General features: G+C 46.8%; 20 protein-coding genes and 1 CRISPR repeat array (1 of these 21 running past the window's edge). Of the genes, 15 read left to right on the top strand and 5 right to left on the bottom strand.

Translation table 11 applies throughout. From position 1 onward, the window contains the following. Positions 1-17 precede the first annotated feature (17 nt). From ACKPVM_RS06820 to ACKPVM_RS06850, 7 genes are all read left to right on the top strand, one after another. On the top strand, positions 18-1,406 hold the full coding sequence (locus ACKPVM_RS06820; protein WP_409308030.1) for an MFS transporter: 1,389 nt from the start codon (positions 18-20) through the stop codon (positions 1,404-1,406). Between the two features lie 16 nt (positions 1,407-1,422). Continuing rightward, a complete protein-coding gene (locus tag ACKPVM_RS06825) occupies positions 1,423-2,466 on the top strand; it encodes an NAD(P)-dependent alcohol dehydrogenase (RefSeq protein ID WP_409308032.1) in 1,044 nt (347 codons plus the stop codon). Positions 2,467-2,484: 18 nt separating this feature from the next. Further along, the gene (locus ACKPVM_RS06830) at positions 2,485-3,321 is read left to right on the top strand and encodes a ketose-bisphosphate aldolase (RefSeq protein WP_409308034.1); all 837 of its coding nucleotides are present in this window, start codon (positions 2,485-2,487) and stop codon (positions 3,319-3,321) included. A 5-nt stretch (positions 3,322-3,326) separates the two neighbouring features. Continuing rightward, on the top strand, positions 3,327-4,286 hold the full coding sequence (locus ACKPVM_RS06835) for a carbohydrate kinase family protein (protein WP_409308036.1): 960 nt from the start codon (positions 3,327-3,329) through the stop codon (positions 4,284-4,286). Continuing rightward, positions 4,283-5,263, top strand: coding sequence for an NADH-dependent methylglyoxal reductase (gene ydjG / locus ACKPVM_RS06840; protein WP_409308038.1), 981 nt, complete (start codon positions 4,283-4,285; stop codon positions 5,261-5,263). The genes ACKPVM_RS06835 and ydjG overlap by 4 nt, the downstream gene beginning before the upstream one ends. 137 nt (positions 5,264-5,400) lie before the next feature. Then, positions 5,401-6,159, top strand: a complete 759-nt coding sequence (locus ACKPVM_RS06845; protein ID WP_409308040.1) for a DeoR/GlpR family DNA-binding transcription regulator — start codon at positions 5,401-5,403, stop codon at positions 6,157-6,159. A 641-nt stretch (positions 6,160-6,800) separates the two neighbouring features. Then, positions 6,801-8,156: an MFS transporter gene (locus ACKPVM_RS06850; protein ID WP_409308042.1), complete on the top strand. Its 1,356-nt coding sequence runs from the start codon at positions 6,801-6,803 to the stop codon at positions 8,154-8,156. Between the two features lie 37 nt (positions 8,157-8,193). Here ACKPVM_RS06850 and ACKPVM_RS06855 read toward each other — a convergent pair whose 3' ends face one another. Beyond that, complete coding sequence (locus tag ACKPVM_RS06855; protein WP_409308044.1) at positions 8,194-9,102, bottom strand: LysR family transcriptional regulator; 909 nt, start codon at positions 9,100-9,102, stop codon at positions 8,194-8,196. Positions 9,103-9,208: 106 nt separating this feature from the next. On the opposite strand from ACKPVM_RS06855, the gene ACKPVM_RS06860 reads away from it, so the two are divergent. The 5 genes from ACKPVM_RS06860 to pspG all read left to right on the top strand — a co-directional run bounded on the left by ACKPVM_RS06860 (position 9,209) and on the right by pspG (position 13,465). Continuing rightward, the gene (locus ACKPVM_RS06860; RefSeq protein WP_409308046.1) at positions 9,209-10,090 is read left to right on the top strand and encodes an MBL fold metallo-hydrolase; all 882 of its coding nucleotides are present in this window, start codon (positions 9,209-9,211) and stop codon (positions 10,088-10,090) included. Then, positions 10,078-10,734 (top strand): DsbA family protein, encoded by a 657-nt coding sequence (locus tag ACKPVM_RS06865; RefSeq protein ID WP_409308048.1) that lies wholly within the window; start codon positions 10,078-10,080, stop codon positions 10,732-10,734. The genes ACKPVM_RS06860 and ACKPVM_RS06865 overlap by 13 nt, the downstream gene beginning before the upstream one ends. A 255-nt stretch (positions 10,735-10,989) precedes the next feature. Continuing rightward, positions 10,990-11,694, top strand: a complete 705-nt coding sequence (locus tag ACKPVM_RS06870; protein WP_409308050.1) for a tetratricopeptide repeat protein — start codon at positions 10,990-10,992, stop codon at positions 11,692-11,694. A 264-nt stretch (positions 11,695-11,958) separates the two neighbouring features. Then, a complete protein-coding gene (gene dusA / locus ACKPVM_RS06875; RefSeq protein WP_409308052.1) occupies positions 11,959-12,981 on the top strand; it encodes a tRNA dihydrouridine(20/20a) synthase DusA in 1,023 nt (340 codons plus the stop codon). Between the two features lie 211 nt (positions 12,982-13,192). Continuing rightward, positions 13,193-13,465 (top strand): envelope stress response protein PspG, encoded by a 273-nt coding sequence (pspG, locus tag ACKPVM_RS06880; RefSeq protein WP_409308054.1) that lies wholly within the window; start codon positions 13,193-13,195, stop codon positions 13,463-13,465. A 368-nt stretch (positions 13,466-13,833) separates the two neighbouring features. Here the strand turns inward: pspG and ACKPVM_RS06885 are convergent, their stop codons facing one another. Then, positions 13,834-14,823: a quinone oxidoreductase gene (locus ACKPVM_RS06885; RefSeq protein WP_409308055.1), complete on the bottom strand. Its 990-nt coding sequence runs from the start codon at positions 14,821-14,823 to the stop codon at positions 13,834-13,836. Positions 14,824-14,949: 126 nt separating this feature from the next. On the opposite strand from ACKPVM_RS06885, the gene dnaB reads away from it, so the two are divergent. The 3 genes from dnaB to ACKPVM_RS06900 are packed head-to-tail and all read left to right on the top strand — an operon-like array spanning position 14,950 to position 18,137. Then, complete coding sequence (dnaB, locus tag ACKPVM_RS06890) at positions 14,950-16,356, top strand: replicative DNA helicase (RefSeq protein WP_409308057.1); 1,407 nt, start codon at positions 14,950-14,952, stop codon at positions 16,354-16,356. Positions 16,357-16,389: 33 nt separating this feature from the next. Beyond that, positions 16,390-17,475: an alanine racemase gene (gene alr, locus ACKPVM_RS06895; RefSeq protein ID WP_409308059.1), complete on the top strand. Its 1,086-nt coding sequence runs from the start codon at positions 16,390-16,392 to the stop codon at positions 17,473-17,475. Between the two features lie 29 nt (positions 17,476-17,504). Further along, positions 17,505-18,137 (top strand): hypothetical protein, encoded by a 633-nt coding sequence (locus tag ACKPVM_RS06900; protein WP_409308061.1) that lies wholly within the window; start codon positions 17,505-17,507, stop codon positions 18,135-18,137. A 609-nt stretch (positions 18,138-18,746) separates the two neighbouring features. Here ACKPVM_RS06900 and ACKPVM_RS06905 read toward each other — a convergent pair. From ACKPVM_RS06905 to ACKPVM_RS06915, 3 genes are all read right to left on the bottom strand, one after another. Next, entirely contained in the window at positions 18,747-19,250 is a 504-nt protein-coding gene (locus tag ACKPVM_RS06905) for a M48 family metallopeptidase (RefSeq protein ID WP_409308062.1), read from the bottom strand. Positions 19,251-19,353: 103 nt separating this feature from the next. Continuing rightward, positions 19,354-20,547: an amino acid aminotransferase gene (locus ACKPVM_RS06910; RefSeq protein ID WP_409308064.1), complete on the bottom strand. Its 1,194-nt coding sequence runs from the start codon at positions 20,545-20,547 to the stop codon at positions 19,354-19,356. A gap of 91 nt (positions 20,548-20,638) precedes the next feature. Then, the gene (locus ACKPVM_RS06915; RefSeq protein WP_409308066.1) at positions 20,639-21,109 is read right to left on the bottom strand and encodes an Lrp/AsnC family transcriptional regulator; all 471 of its coding nucleotides are present in this window, start codon (positions 21,107-21,109) and stop codon (positions 20,639-20,641) included. A gap of 160 nt (positions 21,110-21,269) precedes the next feature. Next, positions 21,270-21,841: a CRISPR direct-repeat array (repeat unit 28 nt; unit sequence TTTCTAAGCTGCCTATACGGCAGTGAAC); it runs 839 nt beyond the window's last position.

Below are 21,841 nucleotides of genomic sequence, written 5' to 3' on the forward strand. Positions count from 1 at the left end.
TTCGTGAGGGTCGTTTCATGGGAAATACAATTAAGAAGCCCAATTGTGGGGCCAGGCTCGATCGTCTTCCTGATAGCCGATGGCATTATTCTATGTTCGGGATGGTTGCATTTGGATTACTCGTTTGTTGGAGTAATGCCGTCGGTGGATTAATGCTGGCGCAGCTAAAAGAAATTGGTTGGACAAATAACAGCACCAGCGCGACGTTTTCTGCTATTACCACCGCAGGGATGTTCGCTGGTGCACTTATCGGCGGAATTATTGGTGATAAAATCGGGCGGCGAAACGGTTATTTATTATATGAAGCGATTCATATTGTTGCCATGCTGGTCGGTGCGCTCTCCCCCAATATGATGTTTTTAATTGCCTGCCGGTTCGTCATGGGATTTGGGCTGGGGGCATTGCTGGTCACCCTATTTGCAGGCTATACCGAATATATGCCAGGCCGCAATCGGGGAACCTGGTCAAGTCGGGTATCGTTCATCGGTAACTGGTCCTATCCACTCTGTTCTCTGATCGCTATGGCGATGACGCCAGCCATTGCCGCAGAGTGGAACTGGCGTATCCAATTAGTTATACCGTCCGTCTTATCTCTTATCGCCACTTATATTGCGTATAAGAGCTTCCCGGAATCACCGCGCTGGCTTGAAACTCAGGGGCGATATGAAGAAGCAGAAAAAATCATTTCTACCATAGAACATAAAATCGAGCAGCAAACCGGAAAACCGCTCCCGCCAATAACAACGATGTCGGAAGCGCATCAACCAAAAGTTGTGCCGTATTCAGCCTTATTGCGCGGCGTATTATTAAAACGTGTCATTCTTGGATCATTCGTTCTCATCGCAATGAACGTTGTTCAATATACGTTAATTAACTGGTTGCCAACTATTTTCATGACTCAGGGAATCAATCTGAAAGATTCGATTGTGCTTAATACCATGAGTATGTTCGGTGCACCATTTGGTATTTTTATTGCGATGTTAGTCATGGATAAAATATCCAGAAAATTCATGGGGGTCGGCCTACTGCTATTAATTGCGCTATTGGGCTATATCTACGCCCAGCAAAGTAGCATGTTCATGATTTCCCTTATTGGTTTCTTCCTGATTACGTTTGTCTATATGTATGTCTGTTATGCCTCGGCTGTTTATGTCCCTGAAATATGGCCGACGGAAGCGAAATTGCGCGGTTCTGGGTTAGCCAATGCGGTTGGTCGCGTTAGTGGTATCGCCGCGCCTTACGCCGTCGCCGTGCTATTAGATAACTATGGTGTTTCCGGCGTATTCGTCCTGCTTGGTTCAGTTTCCGTCATTGTCGCCATGGTAATTGCAGTAATCGGTATCGAAACAAAGGGTGCATCAGTAGAAACCATTGGGTTTGATGCAGTCGTTAATAAGAAAGCATAAAAATAAGGAATGAAAGATGAACAATACCAAAGCAATTTTAAAAGTTCCGGGCACGATGAAAATTATTCCGGCTGACGTTCCTGTCCCTAAAGATGACGAAGTATTATTAAAAGTAGAATATGTCGGTATTTGTGGTTCTGATGTTCATGGATTTGAATCAGGTCCTTTTATTCCTCCCAAAGATCCTAATCAGGAAATTGGTTTAGGACATGAGTGTGCCGGAACGGTCGCCGCCATTGGACGTAAAGTCACTAAATTCAAAGTAGGCGACAGAGTCAATATTGAACCGGGCGTCCCCTGCGGGAAATGTCATTATTGTCTGGAAGGTAAATACAATATTTGCCCTGATGTCGACTTTATGGCAACGCAGCCAAACTATCGAGGCGCACTCACACATTATCTTTGTCACCCGGAAAGTTTTACCTACAAGCTACCGGATAATATGGACACCATGGAAGGCGCGCTGGTTGAACCGGCGGCGGTCGGTATTCACGCGGCCATGCTGGCTGACGTCAAGCCAGGAAAGAAAATCATTATTCTGGGCGCAGGCTGTATCGGCCTGATGACACTGCAAGCCTGCCGTTGTATGGGTGCATCTGACATTGTGGTTGTCGATGTGCTGGAAAAAAGATTGGCAATGGCGCGCCAATTAGGTGCACGGGACGTCATTGATGGCAGCAAAGATGATGTCATCACGAAAAGTAAAACCATTCTTGGCGACGCCGGGGCGGATATTGTCTTTGAAACCGCCGGTTCGCTAACCACCGTAAAACAAACGCCACATCTTGTGATGCGCGGTGGAAAAATCATGATTGTCGGTACCGTACCGGGAGACTCACCGATTAATTTTCTCAAAATTAATCGCGAAGTCACCATTCAAACTGTATTTCGCTATGCCAATCGCTATCCCATAACCATTGACGCGATTTCATCAGGGAAATTCGATGTGAAATCAATGGTGACGAATATTTACGATTATCAGGATGTACAGCGTGCCTTTGAAGAGTCGGTAAATAATAAAAAAGACATCATCAAAGGCGTAATTAAGATCACCGATTGAAAAGAAGAGGAATGAAATATGTTGGCAAATATTCAATATTGGGAAAACCAGGCCCAAAATAAGCAGTACGCCATACCGCATTTTAATGTCTGGAACGCGGAAATGCTGATGGGTGTCATTGATGCAGCGGAAGAAGCTAAGTCTCCGGTCATTATTTCTTTCGGTACAGGATTTGTGGGTAATACTTCATTTGAAGATTTCTCTCACATGATGGTATCGATGGCAAAAAAAGCCACGGTTCCCGTCATTACCCATTGGGATCATGGCCGGAGCATGGAAATTATTCAAAATGCCTGGTTGCATGGCATGAACTCTTTAATGAGGGATGCATCGGCATTTGATTTTGAAGAGAATATTCGCTTAACCAAAGAAGCTGTCGATTATTTTCATCCGCTCGGTATTCCAATGGAAGCAGAGTTAGGACATGTCGGTAATGAAACCGTCTACGAAGAAGCCTTAGCAACCTATCACTATACCGATCCCAATCAGGCTGCGGAATTTGTTGAAAGAACCGGCTGTGATTCGCTAGCGGTCGCCATCGGCAATCAGCACGGTGTTTATACTTCAGAGCCAAAACTCAATTTTGATGTGATTGCCAAAGTACGTGATGCCGTATCCGTACCATTAGTATTACATGGTGCATCGGGCATTAGCGATGCCGATGTTCGCACCGCAATTTCACTCGGTATCGCAAAAATTAATATCCACACGGAATTGTGCCTAGCCGCCATGGACGCGGTAAAAGAAAACGCGCAACAACCTTTTTTACACCTCGAAAGAGAAGTGAGAAAAGCAATAAAAGAACGGGCGCTCGAAAAAATTCGCCTGTTTGGTTCTGATGGCAAAGCGGAATAGTTTTAATGAAAAAGATCGATGTTATTTGTCTCGGCGCAGCAATTGTTGATATTCCCTTGCAGCCGGTCAATAAAAATATATTTGAAATCGAATCCTATCCGCTTGAGCGGATTGCCATGACAATCGGCGGGGATGCAATCAATGAAGCAACGATCATTTCCCGATTAGGACACAGAACGGCGCTGATGAGTCGGATCGGCAAAGATGCGGCGGGCAGTTTTATTCTAACTGCCTGCCGCAGAGAAGGGATTGATACGCTGAATCTGAAACAGGATGAACATATTGATACCTCAATGAATGTGGGCCTGGTGACAGAGGACGGAGAACGAACTTTTGTGACCAATCGTAACGGCAGTCTGTGGAAACTGAATATCGACGATGTGGATTTCTCCCGTTTCGCCGATGCGCGACTTCTCTCTATGGCCAGTATCTTTAATAGCCCGCTTTTGGATGGTAAAGCATTAGTCAGGATATTTAAAAAAGCCAGAGCAGAGAATTTGATTATTTGTGCAGACATGATCAAACCACGACTGAAAGAAACGCTGGACGATATTCGTGATGCATTGAGTTACGTAGATTATTTGTTCCCCAATTATGACGAAGCTCGTTTATTAACGGGGGAAACAGAATTAACGGCAATTGCCGATCGTTTCCTGCAATGTGGCGTAAAAACCGTCGTAATCAAAACCGGTAAGCACGGCTGTTTCATTAAGAACCAGGAAGGCGAGTTCGTCATTCCAGCAATTAAAGGGATATGGGCTATCGATACCATTGGTGCCGGCGATAATTTTGCTTCTGGGTTTATTTCAGGGCTTTTAGAAGGCAAGACACTGATTGAATGTGCCCGTTTTGCAAACGCTACTGCGGCTATTTCAGTACAAAGCGTCGGCGCAACGACAGGCGTTAAACATCGGGCACAGGTTGAAGAACAATTAAAATGCTATGAGGGGCAGGAACATCAATGAAAATGATACCATTGGGTAAAACGGGGCTGGAAATTTCTCAAATTGGCCTTGGCACTTGGGCTATTGGTGGCGGGCCTGCCTGGAATGGCGATCTGGATACACAGGTTTGCCTTGATACTATTCATGAAGCCTATCGTTGCGGAGTCAATCTTATTGACACGGCCCCAGGATATAATTTCGGTAATAGTGAAGTTATTGTTGGTCAGGCGATTCAGCATCTGGATCGTAAGAAAATTATTGTTGAAACCAAATGCGGCATCGTGTGGGAACGGCAAGGGAGCCTGTTTAATAAAGTTGGCGATCGGCAACTCTATAAAAACCTGACACCCGAATCTATCCGGGCAGAAATCGAAGAGAGCCTGGCGCGTCTTAATACCGACTATATCGATATTTATATGACGCATTGGCAGTCCGTCCCCCCTTATTTCACACCGATTTCAGACACCATGAAGGTGCTGAATGAATTAAAACAGGAAGGGAAAATTCGATCTATTGGCGCGGCAAATGTTGATATCCAACATATAGAGAGCTATTTACAATATGGCGATCTGGATATCGTTCAGGCCAAATACAGTCTTTTGGATCGCAAAATTGAAAAGGATATTCTGCCGCTATGTGCCAAACATGGCATTGTCTTGCAGGTTTATTCACCGCTCGAACAAGGATTACTCACGGGAACCATAACCAAGGATTATCTTCCAACTGGCGCACGTGCCAATAAAGAATGGTTCCAGAAAGAAAAAATGTGTCGGGTCATCGACATGCTTACGCAATGGCAACCGCTGTGCGAGAAGTATCGCTGTACGATCCCAACGCTGGCGCTGGCTTGGACGCTGGCACAAAACAAATACATTTCTTTATTGAGCGGCGCGACATCGCCACAACAGGTCAGAGAAAACGTAGCAGCAACAGCATTACGTCTTTCTGATGAAGATATTTTATTAATACGCAGAATGGCGGAAGCACTTGATCGCTGATATCACAGATCGTTTGCCTTTTTTCTCCGTAAAAGCAAGTCAAATACTGTGATTCAGACATAATTCTTTGGAGATAAAGATATCGTATGACATACTATTCGCTTGTCATAAAATAGATGAAAACAAGGGTAAACATCGTGTCAGCCAGAGATCGTCATCAGACAATTAAGCAAATGGTCACCAACGATAAGAAGGTTACGGTTGCTAACTTAAGTCACATGTTTAAGGTTACGGAAGAAACGATTCGCCGGGATCTTGAGAAACTGGAAGGTGAAGGATTTGTCACAAGAACCTATGGCGGTGCCGTTCTCAACACCAGTAACTTGTCTGATAGTGTGCATTTCTATAAAAGGGCGAAGTCCTTTCTGGAGGAAAAGAAAGCTATCGCCCTAAAAGCACTCCCTTTTATTAAAAATAAAACAACTATCGCTGCTGATTCAAGTACAACGGTGATGGAGCTTCTGAAATTATTAAAAGACAGAAGTGATCTAACCCTATTAACCAATTCAGCAGAGGCGTTTCATGAACTGGCACAGTCAGACATTAACGTTGTCTCTACTGGAGGAGAACTCAATAAAAACACACTCTCTTTACAAGGCATGATCACCAAAGAAGTGATCGCTAAATATCACCTTGATATTATGGTCATGAGTTGTAAGGGATTAGATATACAAAATGGAGCGCTTGATTCCAACGAGGCAGAAGCGGAAATCAAAAAAACGATGGTCAGTCAGTCAACAGAGGTGGCGTTATTGATTGATCACTCAAAATTTGACAGAAAAGCATTTGTTCGTCTGGTTGAGCTTGAGCATATTAATTATATCATTACTGATATCAAGCCAAATGATAAATGGATTTCACTCTGTGAAAAAAAAGGAATCAAGTTGATATTCTAGAAAATCATGATGGTATATTTCTTAATTGGATAGATAACATTATATCTATACCCAAAATAATTCAAGTTTCAGGACAAAAACGGCAAAGCGTTTTTGAACAGCGCTTGCGCTGACCCCGAAGGGGTGAGGCCATAAGGCCGAATAACGCGGCAAGCGAAGGACAAATTCGTCGGGAACGAATTTGACCAGCCAACGGCTGGCCTTTGGTGAGAGACAGGATGTCTCTCATTTAATCCCGATGAGCTTACTCAAGTAAGTGATTCGGGTGACTGACAAATCTGCCAGAGGCAGGTTTGAACGCTGCTTGCAGCGGCCCTTTAGGGCGAGGCCCACGACGGGCCGAGTAGCGCAGCCAACGCACATGCAACTTGAAGTATGACGGGTATATCTAATTGAACACTTAACTAAGAGGTAGTACAACAACGCATCAATGCGTTCTCAAGTGTTTTTTAATCAATATTATCACCCACCATTATTAATAATGAATGGCGGTATGCTTCACTATATAAAACAAAAATATTATTTCTAATTTAGGCCATTACTCATTCGAGTAACGAGCACAGTTACGCACATGCAACGTGAAGTACCGTGGATATATTAAAAACCTACATCTTACCAGGTTACACCATGAGGCAATGATCATGAATAATAATGATAACATTGGAGCAAGACTCGACCGGTTACCTATTTCTAGTTTCCATTACAAAATTTTTAGCATTATCGGTACTGCCCTGCTCACCACAGGGTTTTTGAGTTACTCTGGCAATGTCGTTCTGGCCAAACTCATCAGTAACGGATGGTCGAACAATTATCTGAATGCCGCGTTTACCTCAGCCATGATGTTTGGTTATTTTGTCGGCTCATTGAGCGCGGGTTTTATTGGTGATTGTCTTGGCAGACGTAAGGCCTTCCGTATTAATTTACTTATCGTCGGTATTTCCGCCACGGCTGCGTCATTTTCACCCAATATGTATTGGCTTATTTTTTTCCGCGCCTTGATGGGAACTGGTATGGGCGCATTAATTATGGTTGGCTATGCATCATTCGCCGAATTCATTCCGGCAGCGATCAGAGGGAAGTGGTCTGCCCGACTCTCTTTTGTTGGTAATTGGGCTCCGCCTTTATCTGCGGCTATTGGCGTTGTCGTTATTTCATTTCTCAGTTGGCGTATTATGTTTTTGTTAGGCGGTTGCGCCATGTTAGTAGCGTGGTTGCTGTCTTCCACTTATTTTATTGAATCACCACGATGGCTGGCAAAAAAAGGGCAACGCGATTTAGCAGAAGCCAGTATGTTGAGAATAGAAAAAAGTATTGAAGAAGAAAAGAAAATCATACTGAATGCCCCTTATGTAACGGTCAGCCCTTCACCTCAAGAGGACAGTGATGACTCTTTCTGGGTGCTTTTTAAGGGCAGCATGTTACAAAGAACATTAGTCGCGATCACGGTACTTATTGCCATGAATATATCGCTTTATACGATTACCGTGTGGATCCCAACAATCTTTGTCAATTCTGGTATAGAGGTAACACATTCTATTTTTATGACGGCGGTTATCATGCTTGGCGCACCAGCCGGTATATTCGTAACAACATTGATTATTGATAAACTACCGCGAAAATGGTTCGGTTCTTGTTTATTAATTATTATCGCTATATTGGGATACATTTATTCACTGCAACAAACCGATACCGCCATTATCCTCTATGGCCTGGTCATGATTTTTTTCCTCTATATGTATGTCTGCTTCGCTTCAGCCGTTTATATTCCAGAATTATGGCCGACACATATGAGGTTGAGAGGCTCAGGCCTTGTTAATGCGATAGGCCGCATCATCGCGGTTTTCACACCTTACGGGGTGGCTGCATTATTAACACATTACGGCTCTGTCATGGTTTTTATAATTCTGGGAACACTACTCGTCACCTGTTCAGTGATCATACTGTTCTTTGGCGTCGAAACGAGAATGGTCTCATTGGAAGAAATCGCCAACTTATAATGACCGATATACATGGTGCAACAGGTAACAATTCGTCCTACTGCGTCATCGTCCGCCAGCGTGGGTCGTGCGCAAACCATTCCACCAGAAAATCCAGTAAAGCACGTAGCGTCGCAGGCATCTGGCGGCGCGACATGTAAATGCCATAAATCCCCATGTCCTGGGGATGGTATTCCGGTAAAAGCATCACCAGTTGACCACTGGCAAGATAGTGGGAGACGGAATAACGAGGCTGTAGCGTGATGCCTGCACCTTCTAATGCGCCGGACAAGAGAACCTGTGACTCATTGGCACTGAGATTGCCGCTGACCGGGATAGTGAAGTTCTCTTCCCCCTGCGAAAAATGCCACAGGCTTTTACCAAAATAGGTATAGGTAAGGCAGTTATGAATAGATAAATCAGTGAGTTTTTTCGGTATACCGTGTGTATTTAAATAGGCGGGAGACGCACATAATACCGATTCACAGCAAGCCAATGAGCGGGCAATTAAATTCGGATCCAGCGCGTTGGTAATACGCAGCGCCAGATCAATACGATCCTCAACCAAATTTACGGCACGGTTACTCATTTGCAGATCGATCGCCACCTTAGGATAACGATGCAAAAACTCAGTGACGGCTACGCCCAGTGCCATTTGTGCCAGAGACTGCGAACAACTGATACGTAGCAAACCGCTTAATTCCGCCGCTTCCGTCTGCGTTTCGGCATGCATGTCTGCGGTAAGTGCCAGCACTGCACGGCAACGAGCCAGCGCTTTTTCACCCGCGTCCGTCAGGCTGAGTTTACGCGTTGTTCGATGCAACAGACGAGCCCCTGCCCACTGCTCCATCTCCGCCAGATAGCGGGTAATCATGGCCCGGGACATATCCATGGTTTCTGCGGCAGCAATCATGCTGCCACGTTCAACGATAGTCACAAACACTTCAGCCGCCGTCAGACGATCCATAATTAGCTCGATTTATGCAACAAACAATTCACCATTTCGCGGTTTTTCGCACGATTAATGCAACATAACATAAACCCCACTTCCTACATACCCAGAGGTTCCTAATATGTCTAAATCTACTTTATTTACCGTTTCCCTACTCACCGCATTGATGGGTCTGGCGTCAGCGACAAACGCAGCAACGCTAAAAGTTGAGGTATTTAATCCAGGTGAGGCCAGCATTTTCCCAGTATCTTCTGAAATTATCAGCGGCGAAAAAGAAGTGGTTCTGATCGATGCTCAGTTCCAGCGTAACGATGCTCAAACGCTGGTTGAACGCATCAAAGCAACAGGCAAAAAGCTAACCACCGTGTACATCAGCCACTCCGATCCTGATTACTACTTCGGTCTGGACGTCATTAAAGCCGCATTTCCAGATGCCAAAATTATTGCAACACCAGCAACGATTGATGCCATTAACGCTAGCAAAGACGGGAAAGTCGCACATTGGGGACCGGTTCTGAAAGAAAATGCGCCAAAAGAGATCATCGTCCCGCAACCACTAGAAGGCGACAGTTTTACCGTTGACGGAGAAAAGCTGGAAGTGAAAGGCCTGACAGGCCCCACGCCGGATCGTACTTACGTCTGGATCCCGTCGCTTAAAGCGGTTGTCGGCGGCATTCCAGTCTCTGCCAATATTCATGTGTGGGTTGCGGATACCCAAACGCCGGAATCTCGCGTTCACTGGCGCGACACGCTGAAATCAATTGAAGCGCTGAAACCGACGACTGTCGTACCAGGCCATTTCATCGCACCAACGGATTACACATTGAAAAACGTGACGTTCACGTTGCAATACTTGGACACACTGGAAAAAGAGTTGGTAAAAACGAAGAATGCTGCCGAATTAATCGACGTGATGAAAAAACACTACCCTACTCTGAAAGAAGAATCAGGTCTTGAACTCGGGGCCAAAGTTCTGAAAGGCGAAATGAAGTGGCCACAGTAAAACTGCATTATATTTATGATCCTTTGTGCGGCTGGTGCTATGGCGCCGCCCCATTGGCACTAACCGCTCAGGAAATCGCTGGATTGGAATTGATCCTCCACGGCGGCGGTATGATGACCGGTAGTAACAGCCGGACGATCACGCCAGAGTGGCACGATTATGTGATCCCTCACGATCGTCGTATCGCACAGATGACTGGGCAACCCTTCAGCGATAATTATTACGAAGGGTTACTGCGGGATACCAGCGTAGTGCTGGACTCTGCCCCGCCGATCGCTGCGGTGCTAACAGCGGAAGCGATGGCTCACAAAGGTATGACAATGCTGTACCAGATCGAACGAGCACACTATGTTGACGGACGCAAAATCGCCGACACTACCGTGCTGCGCCAATGTGCGGAGGAGATCGGTCTGGACGGTGACGCCTTCAGCACGGAGTTCGCCTTTATTCAGGCAGACGCATTGTCAAAACATATCGGTGCCAGCCGGGAGTTGCTGGCGAAAGTACGTGGACAAGGCTTCCCTACTTTTGTACTGGAAGATGCCAACGGGAATGTCCAGACAATCCCAGCGGCACACTACCTTGGTCAGGTAGACGCGTGGCGTGGCGTGCTGACACAGATGGTCAACCACTCCGCTGCATAAGCGTTCTCATCAGCCTTCTCAAGGGAGCAAGCCGACAAGCTTGCTCCCTTTTTCTCATTCCCAATGCTGCCCTATATCATTTTAAATTAACGAGTTATTCCGTTAAAATATTCCTCGTAGCCAATCAACTCATTACCGCGTGCACGATTCATCGGTATCGCGAATATGGCCGTTAAGAACAGATTGTTTAAGAACCGTTATTTTTATTCGTTGCGCCTTATCGGCGCTTTTTTATTAAAATGTGAAGGATTACACATGAAATTCATCTCGTTATTTTTTGCCACCGTACTCTCACTTTCGCTGTCCACGGCATACGCCGCAGCCAACGACGTTGAGAATAAGTCCCTCGCAGAAATACAGCAGCTTGCGAATGAAGGGAATGCAGACGCACAATTGGCACTGGGCGATAGGTACTATCAAGGATATGAGGTGGAGGAAAATTACGAGCAGGCAAAAGCCTGGTACATGAAAGCAGCGGAGCAAGGCAACGCCGATGCGCAATATGAACTTGGTGCCATGTATTTTGACGAACAAGAATCAGCTAAAGCGATCCCATGGTTTAAAAAATCCGCAGCCCAAGGCAATGCTGATGCACAATTTCGACTTGGTACTATGTATATCAATGGATTTGGTACAGCGCCAAACTATAAGACTGGGTTTGCATACATAAAAAACGCGGCGGAGAACAATCTGCAAGGCGCACAGCTTGCGTTAGCAGGACTATATCTCGATGGGATTGGGGTTAATAAGAATGATGCACAGACTTATTTTTGGTTCGCCATATTCAATAGAGGTGAAAAAAATAACGAATTGCTCGAACACCCAGAAATAAAAAAGTTAATTCAGATACTTGAGGAAAGAACACGGCAAATAGAAAAAAACATGTCACAAAACGAGCTTCAGGAATCTAAGCGTTTACAGAACGAATTTATCAGTAAGCACAAGAATAACGAACAATAACGCACGACGTTGACAAACCGTTTGTCTGTTTACAGGTCGCCTCATGAGTCGACCTTTTTTGTTGCCTGCTGATACAACACCCACCCCACCCTATCCCCACAGAATAGCCATGATGAATAATGCCCTCAGCGAGAAATCCGTTCGCTATGTTATAGTGGACTGTACTCCCAGTTTGGGACCTGAGACAAAAAGGTTACAGGGATGCTGACAATGCGCCAATCCGGCCACACCGCCAGAAACACATGAAACGATGACTGACAAGCTATGACCGACGTAAAATCAGGTAAAAACAACGCAATATCAACCGACTCCCGCACTGCTAACCTTAATCGCTTTTCCGTGGCTCCCATGCTGGACTGGACGGATCGCCACTGCCGTTATTTTCTCCGCCAGCTCAGCCGACATACTTTGCTCTACACCGAAATGGTGACAACCGGTGCGATTATTCACGGTAAAGGGGACTATCTGGCGTATAGCGAGGAAGAACATCCGTTAGCACTGCAACTGGGCGGCAGCGATCCGCAAGCGCTGGCGCAGTGTGCGTCTTTGGCGGAACAACGCGGCTACGATGAAATCAACCTGAATGTGGGCTGCCCATCCGATCGGGTACAAAACGGTCGTTTCGGTGCTTGCCTGATGGGAGAAGCTGCGCTGGTTGCAGACTGCCTCAAGGCAATGAAAGATCGGGTGTCGATCCCTGTGACGGTGAAAACACGTATCGGTATCGACGATCAAGATAGTTATGCATTCCTGTGTGATTTTATCCAAACGGTTTCCGAACGCGGCGGCTGCGATACGTTTATCGTCCATGCACGTAAAGCCTGGTTATCTGGCCTGAGTCCCAAAGAAAACCGGGAAATCCCACCACTGGACTACCCGCGCGTTTATCAGCTAAAACGTGACTTCCCCGCGCTAACCATCGCCATCAATGGCGGCGTCAAAACGCTGGAAGAAGCTAAAACACATTTACAACATTTGGATGGCGTGATGGTGGGACGTGAAGCCTACCAGAACCCCGGCATCCTGGCGCAGGTAGATCGAGAGCTATTTGGCGAACAGGCGGCCAACCCGGATATCGTTTCCGTCGTCAAATCCCTGTACCCCTATATCGAACGCGAATTATCAAATGGGGCGGCTTTAGGCCATATTACCCGTCATATGCTTGGCTTGTTTCAGGGGATACCGGGAGCACGCCAATGGCGGCGTTATCTGAGCGAAAATGCGCATAAACCCGGCGCGGATGCCAGCGTCGTCGAACGTGCATTATGTCTGGTCAATCCTTCGTGACACACTGAGAAAGGGACGAATAGCGCAGTTCGTCATAAAAAAACTAACTATTCGTCTTTTTGACTAACTTCCATTTATTGCTCTTCCGGCTATTGCTGATACATCAATAGGTTATCAGCGATACGTTTTGGCATGATTCTTGTAATGACGTGATGGCATCACAAACGATCCAGATAACCGCCATACGGTAATTAGGCCACAGGAGCGCACTATGTTAGAAATTTTCTTTGTTATTGGATTCTTTATTATGCTGATGGTCACCGGCGTTTCGCTATTGGGTGTGATCGCCGCATTGTTTATCGCATCGATTTTTATGCTGATTGGCGGACTCTTTGTCGTTACGCTTAAAGTCCTCCCATGGTTATTGCTGGCTATCGCCGTCGTTTGGGTATGGCGTCGATTTCAGGGACGTCCGGTGTATAACACTCACCGCCATGCTTATCGCCAATATACCTACCGCAATCGCAGAGGCCGCGAGTGGTAAACATAGCGTAGGGAGAAACAAGTCTAAACCGCGCACAGCAATCCAAATTTAATCAAAACTGTGCGCCGACAGATATTTTTTCCCGATAACGGCTGCTAGGATGTCGCCACAATTTTTTGCTCGACCTCGCAGGCATTTGTTTTTCAGTGTCAACGTACAGGCAACGTGAAGTACGGCGGGTGCATTAGCAAAAACAGTTTCATCAGCGTCAGGAGACATAATAGCCACACAGTGGCACCTTCATGACGACGCATCCGCTGTACCCTACATACAGCTTGATGAAATCAGCGCAATGGCAAAGGCCTTCCTCACGGAAGGCCTTCTGCTTTTTAGCTTTTCTCTTTTCTTAAACCGACAACGTATTCCCGTTACCGTGCAGGTATCAACAGACAAGATCCCTGAGTACGACGACTCTCCAGCGCCTGATGCGCCGCCTGTGCATCGGATAAGGAAAAAATCTGCTCTGGCGCAACATCGACATTGATCGCTCCGCTGGCAATCAACGAGAAGAGTTCGCTGCTTGCCTGTTCCAATTCGGCACGATTCGTCACATAGCCAAACAAGGAAGGACGGGTAACGTACAACGAACCTTTCTGGTTGAGTATCCCCAGATTAACGCCGGTTACCGGACCCGATGCATTCCCAAAACTCACCATCAATCCACGATGACGCAGACTATCGAGAGAGGCTTCCCAGGTATCTTTCCCCACCGAATCGTACACCACCGGAACCTTGTCACCGTTGGTCAGTTCCACGACACGTTGAGCAATATTTTCAGTACGGTAGTTAATCGTAGCCCAGGCCCCCGCCGCTTTAGCGCGTAGTGCCTTTTCATCAGAACCCACGGTGCCAATCAGCTTTGCTCCTAGCGCTTTTGCCCATTGGCACGCAATCAATCCCACGCCACCTGCCGCTGCATGAAACAGAAACGTTTCATTAGGTTTGATTTCATAGGTCTGACGCAGCAAATAGTAGACCGTCAATCCCTTGAGAAACGATGCTGCCGCCTGCTCAAAACTGATCGCATCCGGCAGGATGGCAACCCTATCTTGTGCAACATTGTGCACATCGCTATAGGCTCCGAGCGCGGACTGCGCGTAAACAACGCGATCGCCGACGTTAATGGTATGAACATCAGCCCCCACTTTGGTCACGACACCGGCCGCCTCCGTTCCTAGCCCTGATGGCATGGCCGGCGGAGCATATAATCCGCTGCGAATATAGGTATCAATAAAGTTAATACCAATGGCGCGATTCTCTACCTGAACTTCACCGGCGGCGGGATCGTTTGGGGTAAAATCGACATATTGAAGCACTTCCGGCCCCCCATGGGTGCCGAACTGAATACGTTTTGCCATATCATCTCCTTACCGTGACAGGTTCATTGTCTTACCATAATACGGATTGCAGTATGTCATTTCATACGTTCAGATATACAATGCCTCCTAATTCAAGGGCAAATCAACCGGTAAAGAACTCGCTTCATGGCAGAAAAAAGACCAACCCATAAATCGAACGAACCCCGTGACCGTCAAATGGAAGGGCTAAAACTTCCACCGCACTCGCTGGAAGCGGAGCAATCGGTCTTGGGTGGGCTCATGCTCGATAATGAGCGCTGGGATAATGTCGCGGAGCGCGTCGTTTCTAACGATTTCTATAACCGCGCACACCGTCTGATCTTCACTGAAATGCAACGTTTGCTGGAAATGAGCAAACCGATCGACCTGATCACGCTATCAGAATCGCTGGAACAAAAAGGCGAGTTGGAATCCGCTGGCGGTTTTGCCTATCTGGCGGAACTCGCGAAAAACACCCCGAGCGCTGCAAACATCAGCGCTTATGCTGATATCGTGCGTGAGCGAGCCGTTGTACGTGAGATGATTGCCGTAGCCAATGAAATCGCGGATGCGGGTTACGATCCGCAGGGGCGCAGCAGTGAAGATCTCCTCGATCTCGCCGAATCCCGCGTGTTCCAGATTGCCGAAAATCGCGCCAGTAAAGATGAAGGGCCGAAAAGCATCGATAGAATTCTGGAAGATACCGTTTCCCGCATCGAACAACTTTATCAGAAGCCACACGACGGCGTGACCGGCGTGGATACGGGCTATCAGGATCTCAATAAAAAGACTGCGGGCCTGCAAAAATCCGACCTGATTATCGTTGCGGCACGTCCATCAATGGGTAAAACAACCTTTGCGATGAACCTGTGTGAACATGCCGCTATGACTCAGGAAAAACCGGTGCTGATCTTCAGCCTGGAAATGCCCGGCGAGCAGATCATGATGCGTATGCTGGCTTCACTCTCCCGCGTCGACCAAACCCGCATCCGTACCGGCCAGCTAGATGATGAAGATTGGGCTCGAATTTCTAGCACCATGGGCATATTGCTGGAAAAACGTAACATGTACATTGATGACTCTTCCGGCCTGACACCGACTGAAGTACGTTCCCGTGCCCGCCGGGTCTTCCGCGAGCATGACGGCCTGAGTCTGATTATGATCGACTATCTACAGTTGATGCGTGTGCCGTCCTTGTCCGATAACCGCACATTGGAAATTGCGGAAATATCCCGTTCACTCAAGGCATTAGCAAAAGAATTGCAAGTTCCTGTTGTCGCACTCTCCCAGCTCAACCGAAGCCTGGAGCAACGTGCGGATAAACGTCCGGTTAACTCCGATCTCCGTGAGTCAGGCTCTATTGAGCAGGATGCCGACCTGATTATGTTTATCTATCGTGATGAGGTTTATCATGAAAACAGCGATCTGAAGGGAATTGCAGAAATTATTTTGGGAAAACAGCGTAACGGCCCGATTGGTTCCGTGCGCTTGACCTTTAACGGGCAGTGGTCGCGCTTCGATAACTATGCCGGTCCACAATACGATGATGAATAGCGCACAATAATCCCTCTGCGTTAAGGATAAAGAATGAAAACGGCAACTGCCGTCATTAGCCGCCGTGCTTTGCGTCACAACCTGCAACGGATCCGCCAGCTAGCCCCCAACAGTCGATTGGTCGCGGTGGTAAAAGCCGATGCTTATGGTCACGGTATGATTGAAGCTGCACAGATTTTTCACGATGCCGATTGCTACGGCGTCGCGCGACTCTCAGAAGCACTCACACTCAGAGCAGCAGGAATAACCAAACCCATCCTGCTACTCGAAGGCTTTTTCTCTGCTGACGATCTCCCTTTACTGGCAGATAATCAGCTTGAAACCGCAATTCATAGCCCGGAACAACTCGCGGCGCTAGAACATGCTCATTTATCCCGCCCGATTCGCGTCTGGATGAAACTCGATACCGGTATGCACCGGCTGGGTGTCCTGCCAGAACATGCGGATGCCTTCTGGCAACGATTAACCGCATGCCAGAATGTCGTGCAACCCGTCAATATCATGAGTCATTTCTGCCGTGCAGATGAACCTGAATCCGGCGTGACGGAACGCCAATTGGCGTGCTTTGACGCATTTGCGCAGGGAAAGCCCGGTGCGCAATCCATCGCGGCATCAGGTGGCATCCTGCTGTGGCCGCAGGCGTACCGCGATCAGGTTAGACCGGGCATTATTTTGTACGGCGTATCACCGGTTGAGACCGAAAATGCAGTCCATTTCGGTTTTCTACCGGCAATGACGCTGACATCACACCTGATTTCTGTGCGTGAGCATAAGGCAGGCGAACCCGTTGGCTATGGCAGTATCTGGACGAGCACTCGCGACACCAAACTGGGCGTGGTCGCGATAGGCTATGGTGATGGCTATCCGCGTAGTGCGCCGGCAGGAACACCTGTATGGATAAATGGACGGGAAGTCCCGCTATCCGGGCGAGTGTCCATGGACATGATCACCGTCGATCTTGGACCGAACGCTCAAGATCACGTCGGTGATGAAGCCATTCTATGGGGACCCTCATTGCCGGTAGAGAGAATAGCTGCACATACTGGCGTCAGTGCCTACGAACTGATTACCCGCTTAACGTCGCGTATTCGTCGGGAATACGTAGACAATGCGTCATAAACAATAAAAATCATCACACAAAGGGATTTATGGTGAAAACGCATTATTTATCTGGCCACCTCTCACAATGTGGCCTTTATCTTTACTATGCAGCAAGCTGGTTTGCTGCATTATCCATCCTGATTATATTCACACTGACAGATTTCTATACCATGAGGCCGATCGACATTAGCGGTACGCTATTCGGCGGACAAATGGGATATATGCTGAAAATATCGCTTTTACATACCGCCTTATCTGGTTTTGTATTACTGGGCCTTTTTCGGCTTTCCGGTTGGCGTATCGCCTGGATAATTGTTGGGCTGCTACAAATCGGCATCGCTGTCTATTGGCGTGTTTGCTATTGGAATGAATATGGCGATCCGCAGGTGATACTTTCACCAGAATCTGGCGATCTGTATCTTTCCATGCTGATAGGCGCAGGCATGGCCGCTTTTGGCGCAATTAAATACATTAAAGCCCGTCGAATCTACCGTTCTACTCGACCAGATTCGTTCCCATTTTTCAGAACGCTGGTTGCGTTATTTCTTGTCCTCATCTATGCCGTTTGGCCAATAGCAAGCTACATTCACAAACCGCTACCGGACTGCGCGTTTAGCCCTACAGGACAGCAACTCACAGCATGCCTGGGGGCAGATGACGAACGGATTATTGTTGAGTGATACCGGTAGTTCAGGCGAAGCTAGAACAGAAAGTTCAGTGAATCACTCACCATCTCCCAACCCTTTTTTATTCTCTATATCGTAGCTTATTGATTTCACATCAATATTCTTCACAAGGATAAAAAAGTGGTTTCCAGAGAAAATAAGATATTTTCTTTAAAAATCTAAACGTTAGAATAAAACGCCAACAGTTCACTGCCGTATAGGCAGCTTAGAAATGGCTGAAGTCTCTGAATACACAAAATCCGACGTTCACTGCCGTATAGGCAGCTTAGAAAAGCCAGCCGAACGGCCACAGTTCGGCACCGTTGTTCACTGCCGTATAGGCAGCTTAGAAAGATTAATTACACGCACCCGACGCCAGCAGATGGTTCACTGCCGTGCAGGCAGTTCATCCACAGGGTTGCATTACTACGTTACAGACCTTAGATAACGTATTACTGATAACCTTCTTAGTGAAAAGTGTCTGTAACAAGCTTCATCGAAGGAGTGTAAACCTTCAAATTTGGCACTATTAACATTTAAAAAGATTATTGTTTTTTCGTTAAAGTGGTCGTCAGATACAACGCCGAGGCGCAACGCTAAGGCAAAGTGAACCTGAAAGGTAAATTAGACAGAACCTGCATTTATCTCTCTCCAATTCAACCAAATTCGCATATCAAACTCTAGCTGATGATAGTCAGGATCCATATGGCAGCACAGTTGGTAAAACGCTTTGTTGTGATCTTTTTCTTTGAGATGAGCAAGCTCATGTATCACGATCATACGCAGGAAGCCTTCGGGACCATCACGAAATAATGCCGCAATTCTGATTTCGTTATTGGACTTCAATTTCCCGCCCTGCACACGCGCCACAAACGTATTGGTTCCTAGCGTTCCCTTTATCGGGTTCTGCTTATTGTCATACAACACTTTGGACAACGCTGGAGCATTCTTCAGGTATTGCTGTTTTAGCTCGGCAACATAGTGATAAAGCGATTTATCACTTTGAATATGATGACGATCAGGATATTTGTTTGCTAACCAGAGGCCCAATTTACCTTGATCAAGAAGTGATTGAACCTGTGCAACAACGGTTGAGGGGTACTGATTCAGATAGCGTAGTTGGATCATGGTACTTTTATACGTTGAAATGGCATGATGACTGACTTAACCCAATTCACCCATGTTTCATTGAATAGCGGGTTAAGCCAGTAAGATGACCGTTATTTACGATTTACTGAATCGCGGCAAACGCTGCGGCAACACGCTGAACATTACTGTGATTCAGACCAGCAAGACACATACGACCACTAGCAATCAGATAAACGCCAAACTCTTCGCGCAGACGCTCAACTTGCTCTGGACTAAAACCGGTATAGCTGAACATACCTCGCTGGGTTAACAAATAATCAAAATCATGATTAGGCAACGCGGTTTTTAGCGCAGAAACCAACGTTTGACGCATTTCAATAATGCGCGAGCGCATTTCTTCTACTTCAGCACGCCAGCTAGCATTCAATTCTTCATCGTTTAGTACGCAGGAAACAATCTGAGCACCAAAATTTGGCGGAGAAGAATAGTTACGGCGCACGGTTGCTTTCAACTGCCCCAAGACACGCTGAGCGCTATCTGCATCGTCACAAATAACGGAAAGCCCGCCGACACGTTCGCTGTACAACGAGAAGATTTTGGAGAACGAGTTGGCTATCAGCGCGGGAGCACCAGCACGCGCGACGGCACGAATCGCGTAAGCATCTTCTGCGATCCCCGCGCCAAAACCTTGATAAGCAATATCCATAAAAGGGATCAGTTCACGGCTGATAACCACTTCAATCACGCGATCCCATTGTTCGTTAGTGAGATCTGAACCCGTTGGATTGTGGCAACAAGGATGCAGCAACACGATGCTGTGTCTCGGTAATTCCTGCAATGTTGACAGCATGGCATCAAATTTCACGCCCAAGCTTTCAACATCAAAATAAGGATAGGTATGAACGTTAAAACCAGCACCGGAAAAAATAGCAATATGGTTTTCCCAGGTAGGATCGCTAACCCACACTGATGAATCCGGAAAATAGCGTTTCAGAAAATCGGCACCAATTTTCAGAGCACCAGAACCGCCCAGCGTCTGGATAGTCGCCACGCGATTCGCACTCAAAACCGGATGGTCTTCTCCAAACAGCAGATGCTGAATGGCGGTACGATACGATTGCAAGCCTTCCATCGGCAAATAAGAGCTCGCTTTTTTGAATAGTGGCTGTCGAACTTCTTCGGCAGCACTAACCGCTCGAAGCTGGGGAATAATATTTTGTTCGTTATAGTACAGCCCGATACTCAAATTAATCTTATCGGCACGCGGATCTTGTTTGAATGTTTCCATCAGAGACAAAATAGGATCGCCTGCGTAGGCTTCAACGTTTTGAAACACAGTGTCGTTCTCCCGAACTCGAATATTTTAGCGTATGAATATGCTTATCATGAATGAGAAGGCTGGTGCAATTTTTCCTATGCATAGGAAGTCATGGCGTATCTGGAACCACCCGACCATTTTCTTTTAGTCGATTGAGAACAACAGACGTTTTCAGGTGCGCCACACTCTTATTTTGCGACAAGATCTGACTAATAAGAGCACTTAGCCCAGGGAGATCGGCAACGGCGACTTTGAGCAGGTAATCAGCATCGCCCGTGGTTTTATAGGCATCAATAATGGCGTCAACCTCTCCCAGCATGTGATGAAAACGTTCAATATATTCACTGGTATGGTTGATCAAACGCACTTCAATTAATCCCAGACACTCCAGTCCAACCGCATTGGGAGAGAGACGAGCATGATAGCCGAGAATCAGTTGCGCCTGTTCCAGCGCAATACGACGGCGAGAACACTGAGAAGCGGAAAGCCCAACCAGTTCACTGAGTTCCTGATTGGTCAAACGACCGTTAGTTTGTAACAGCGTCAGAATTTTCAGATCGAAGTCATCAATGTTATACATCACGTTCCCTAAACCGTGTCAGGCCATAAACAAACAGACTACCAGCTTTTTACTCCACGTTGTGGATGACTTTTTTATCATCGATTTTCGTGACGTTTTAGTTTTTTGCTGCCTGAACGGCAGTGAAATTAAATGAAACAGAAACTCCAAAGTTTTCGATTTTCTAAGCTGCCTATACGGCAGTGAACAAGACCTCAAAGACCCGGAACTGGTGCGACACTTTCTAAGCTGCCTGTACGGCAGTGAACTCTGTATGCTTACCGCAAGTGAGTTTGTTTAATTTCTAAGCTGCCTGTACGGCAGTGAACAACGCACCCGGCTAGAGCTGGGCTTAGACTGATTTCTAAGCTGCCTATACGGCAGTGAACATTTAGACCACGCAAGCCACTCTTTCGAGAATTTTCTAAGCTGCCTATACGGCAGTGAACGCGTATTGTTTTGCCGCTTTAATTGGCAAATATTTCTAAGCTGCCTATACGGCAGTGAACTTCGATAGCGGCCTCTTTAATACGGTTTACATTTTCTAAGCTGCCTATACGGCAGTGAACCAAATCAATCTTGGAGGGCCGTCCACGGGTTGTTTCTAAGCTGCCTATACGGCAGTGAACTGGTAGCAATCTCGTGGGGATCGCCGGGTCCATTTCTAAGCTGCCTATACGGCAGTGAACGGTTTACCTATCTTGCGGATATTAACGATGATTTTCTAAGCTGCCTATACGGCAGTGAACCACG

The organism is Pectobacterium hainanensis (genome assembly GCF_046237015.1).
Taxonomy (GTDB): domain Bacteria; phylum Pseudomonadota; class Gammaproteobacteria; order Enterobacterales; family Enterobacteriaceae; genus JBJYIN01.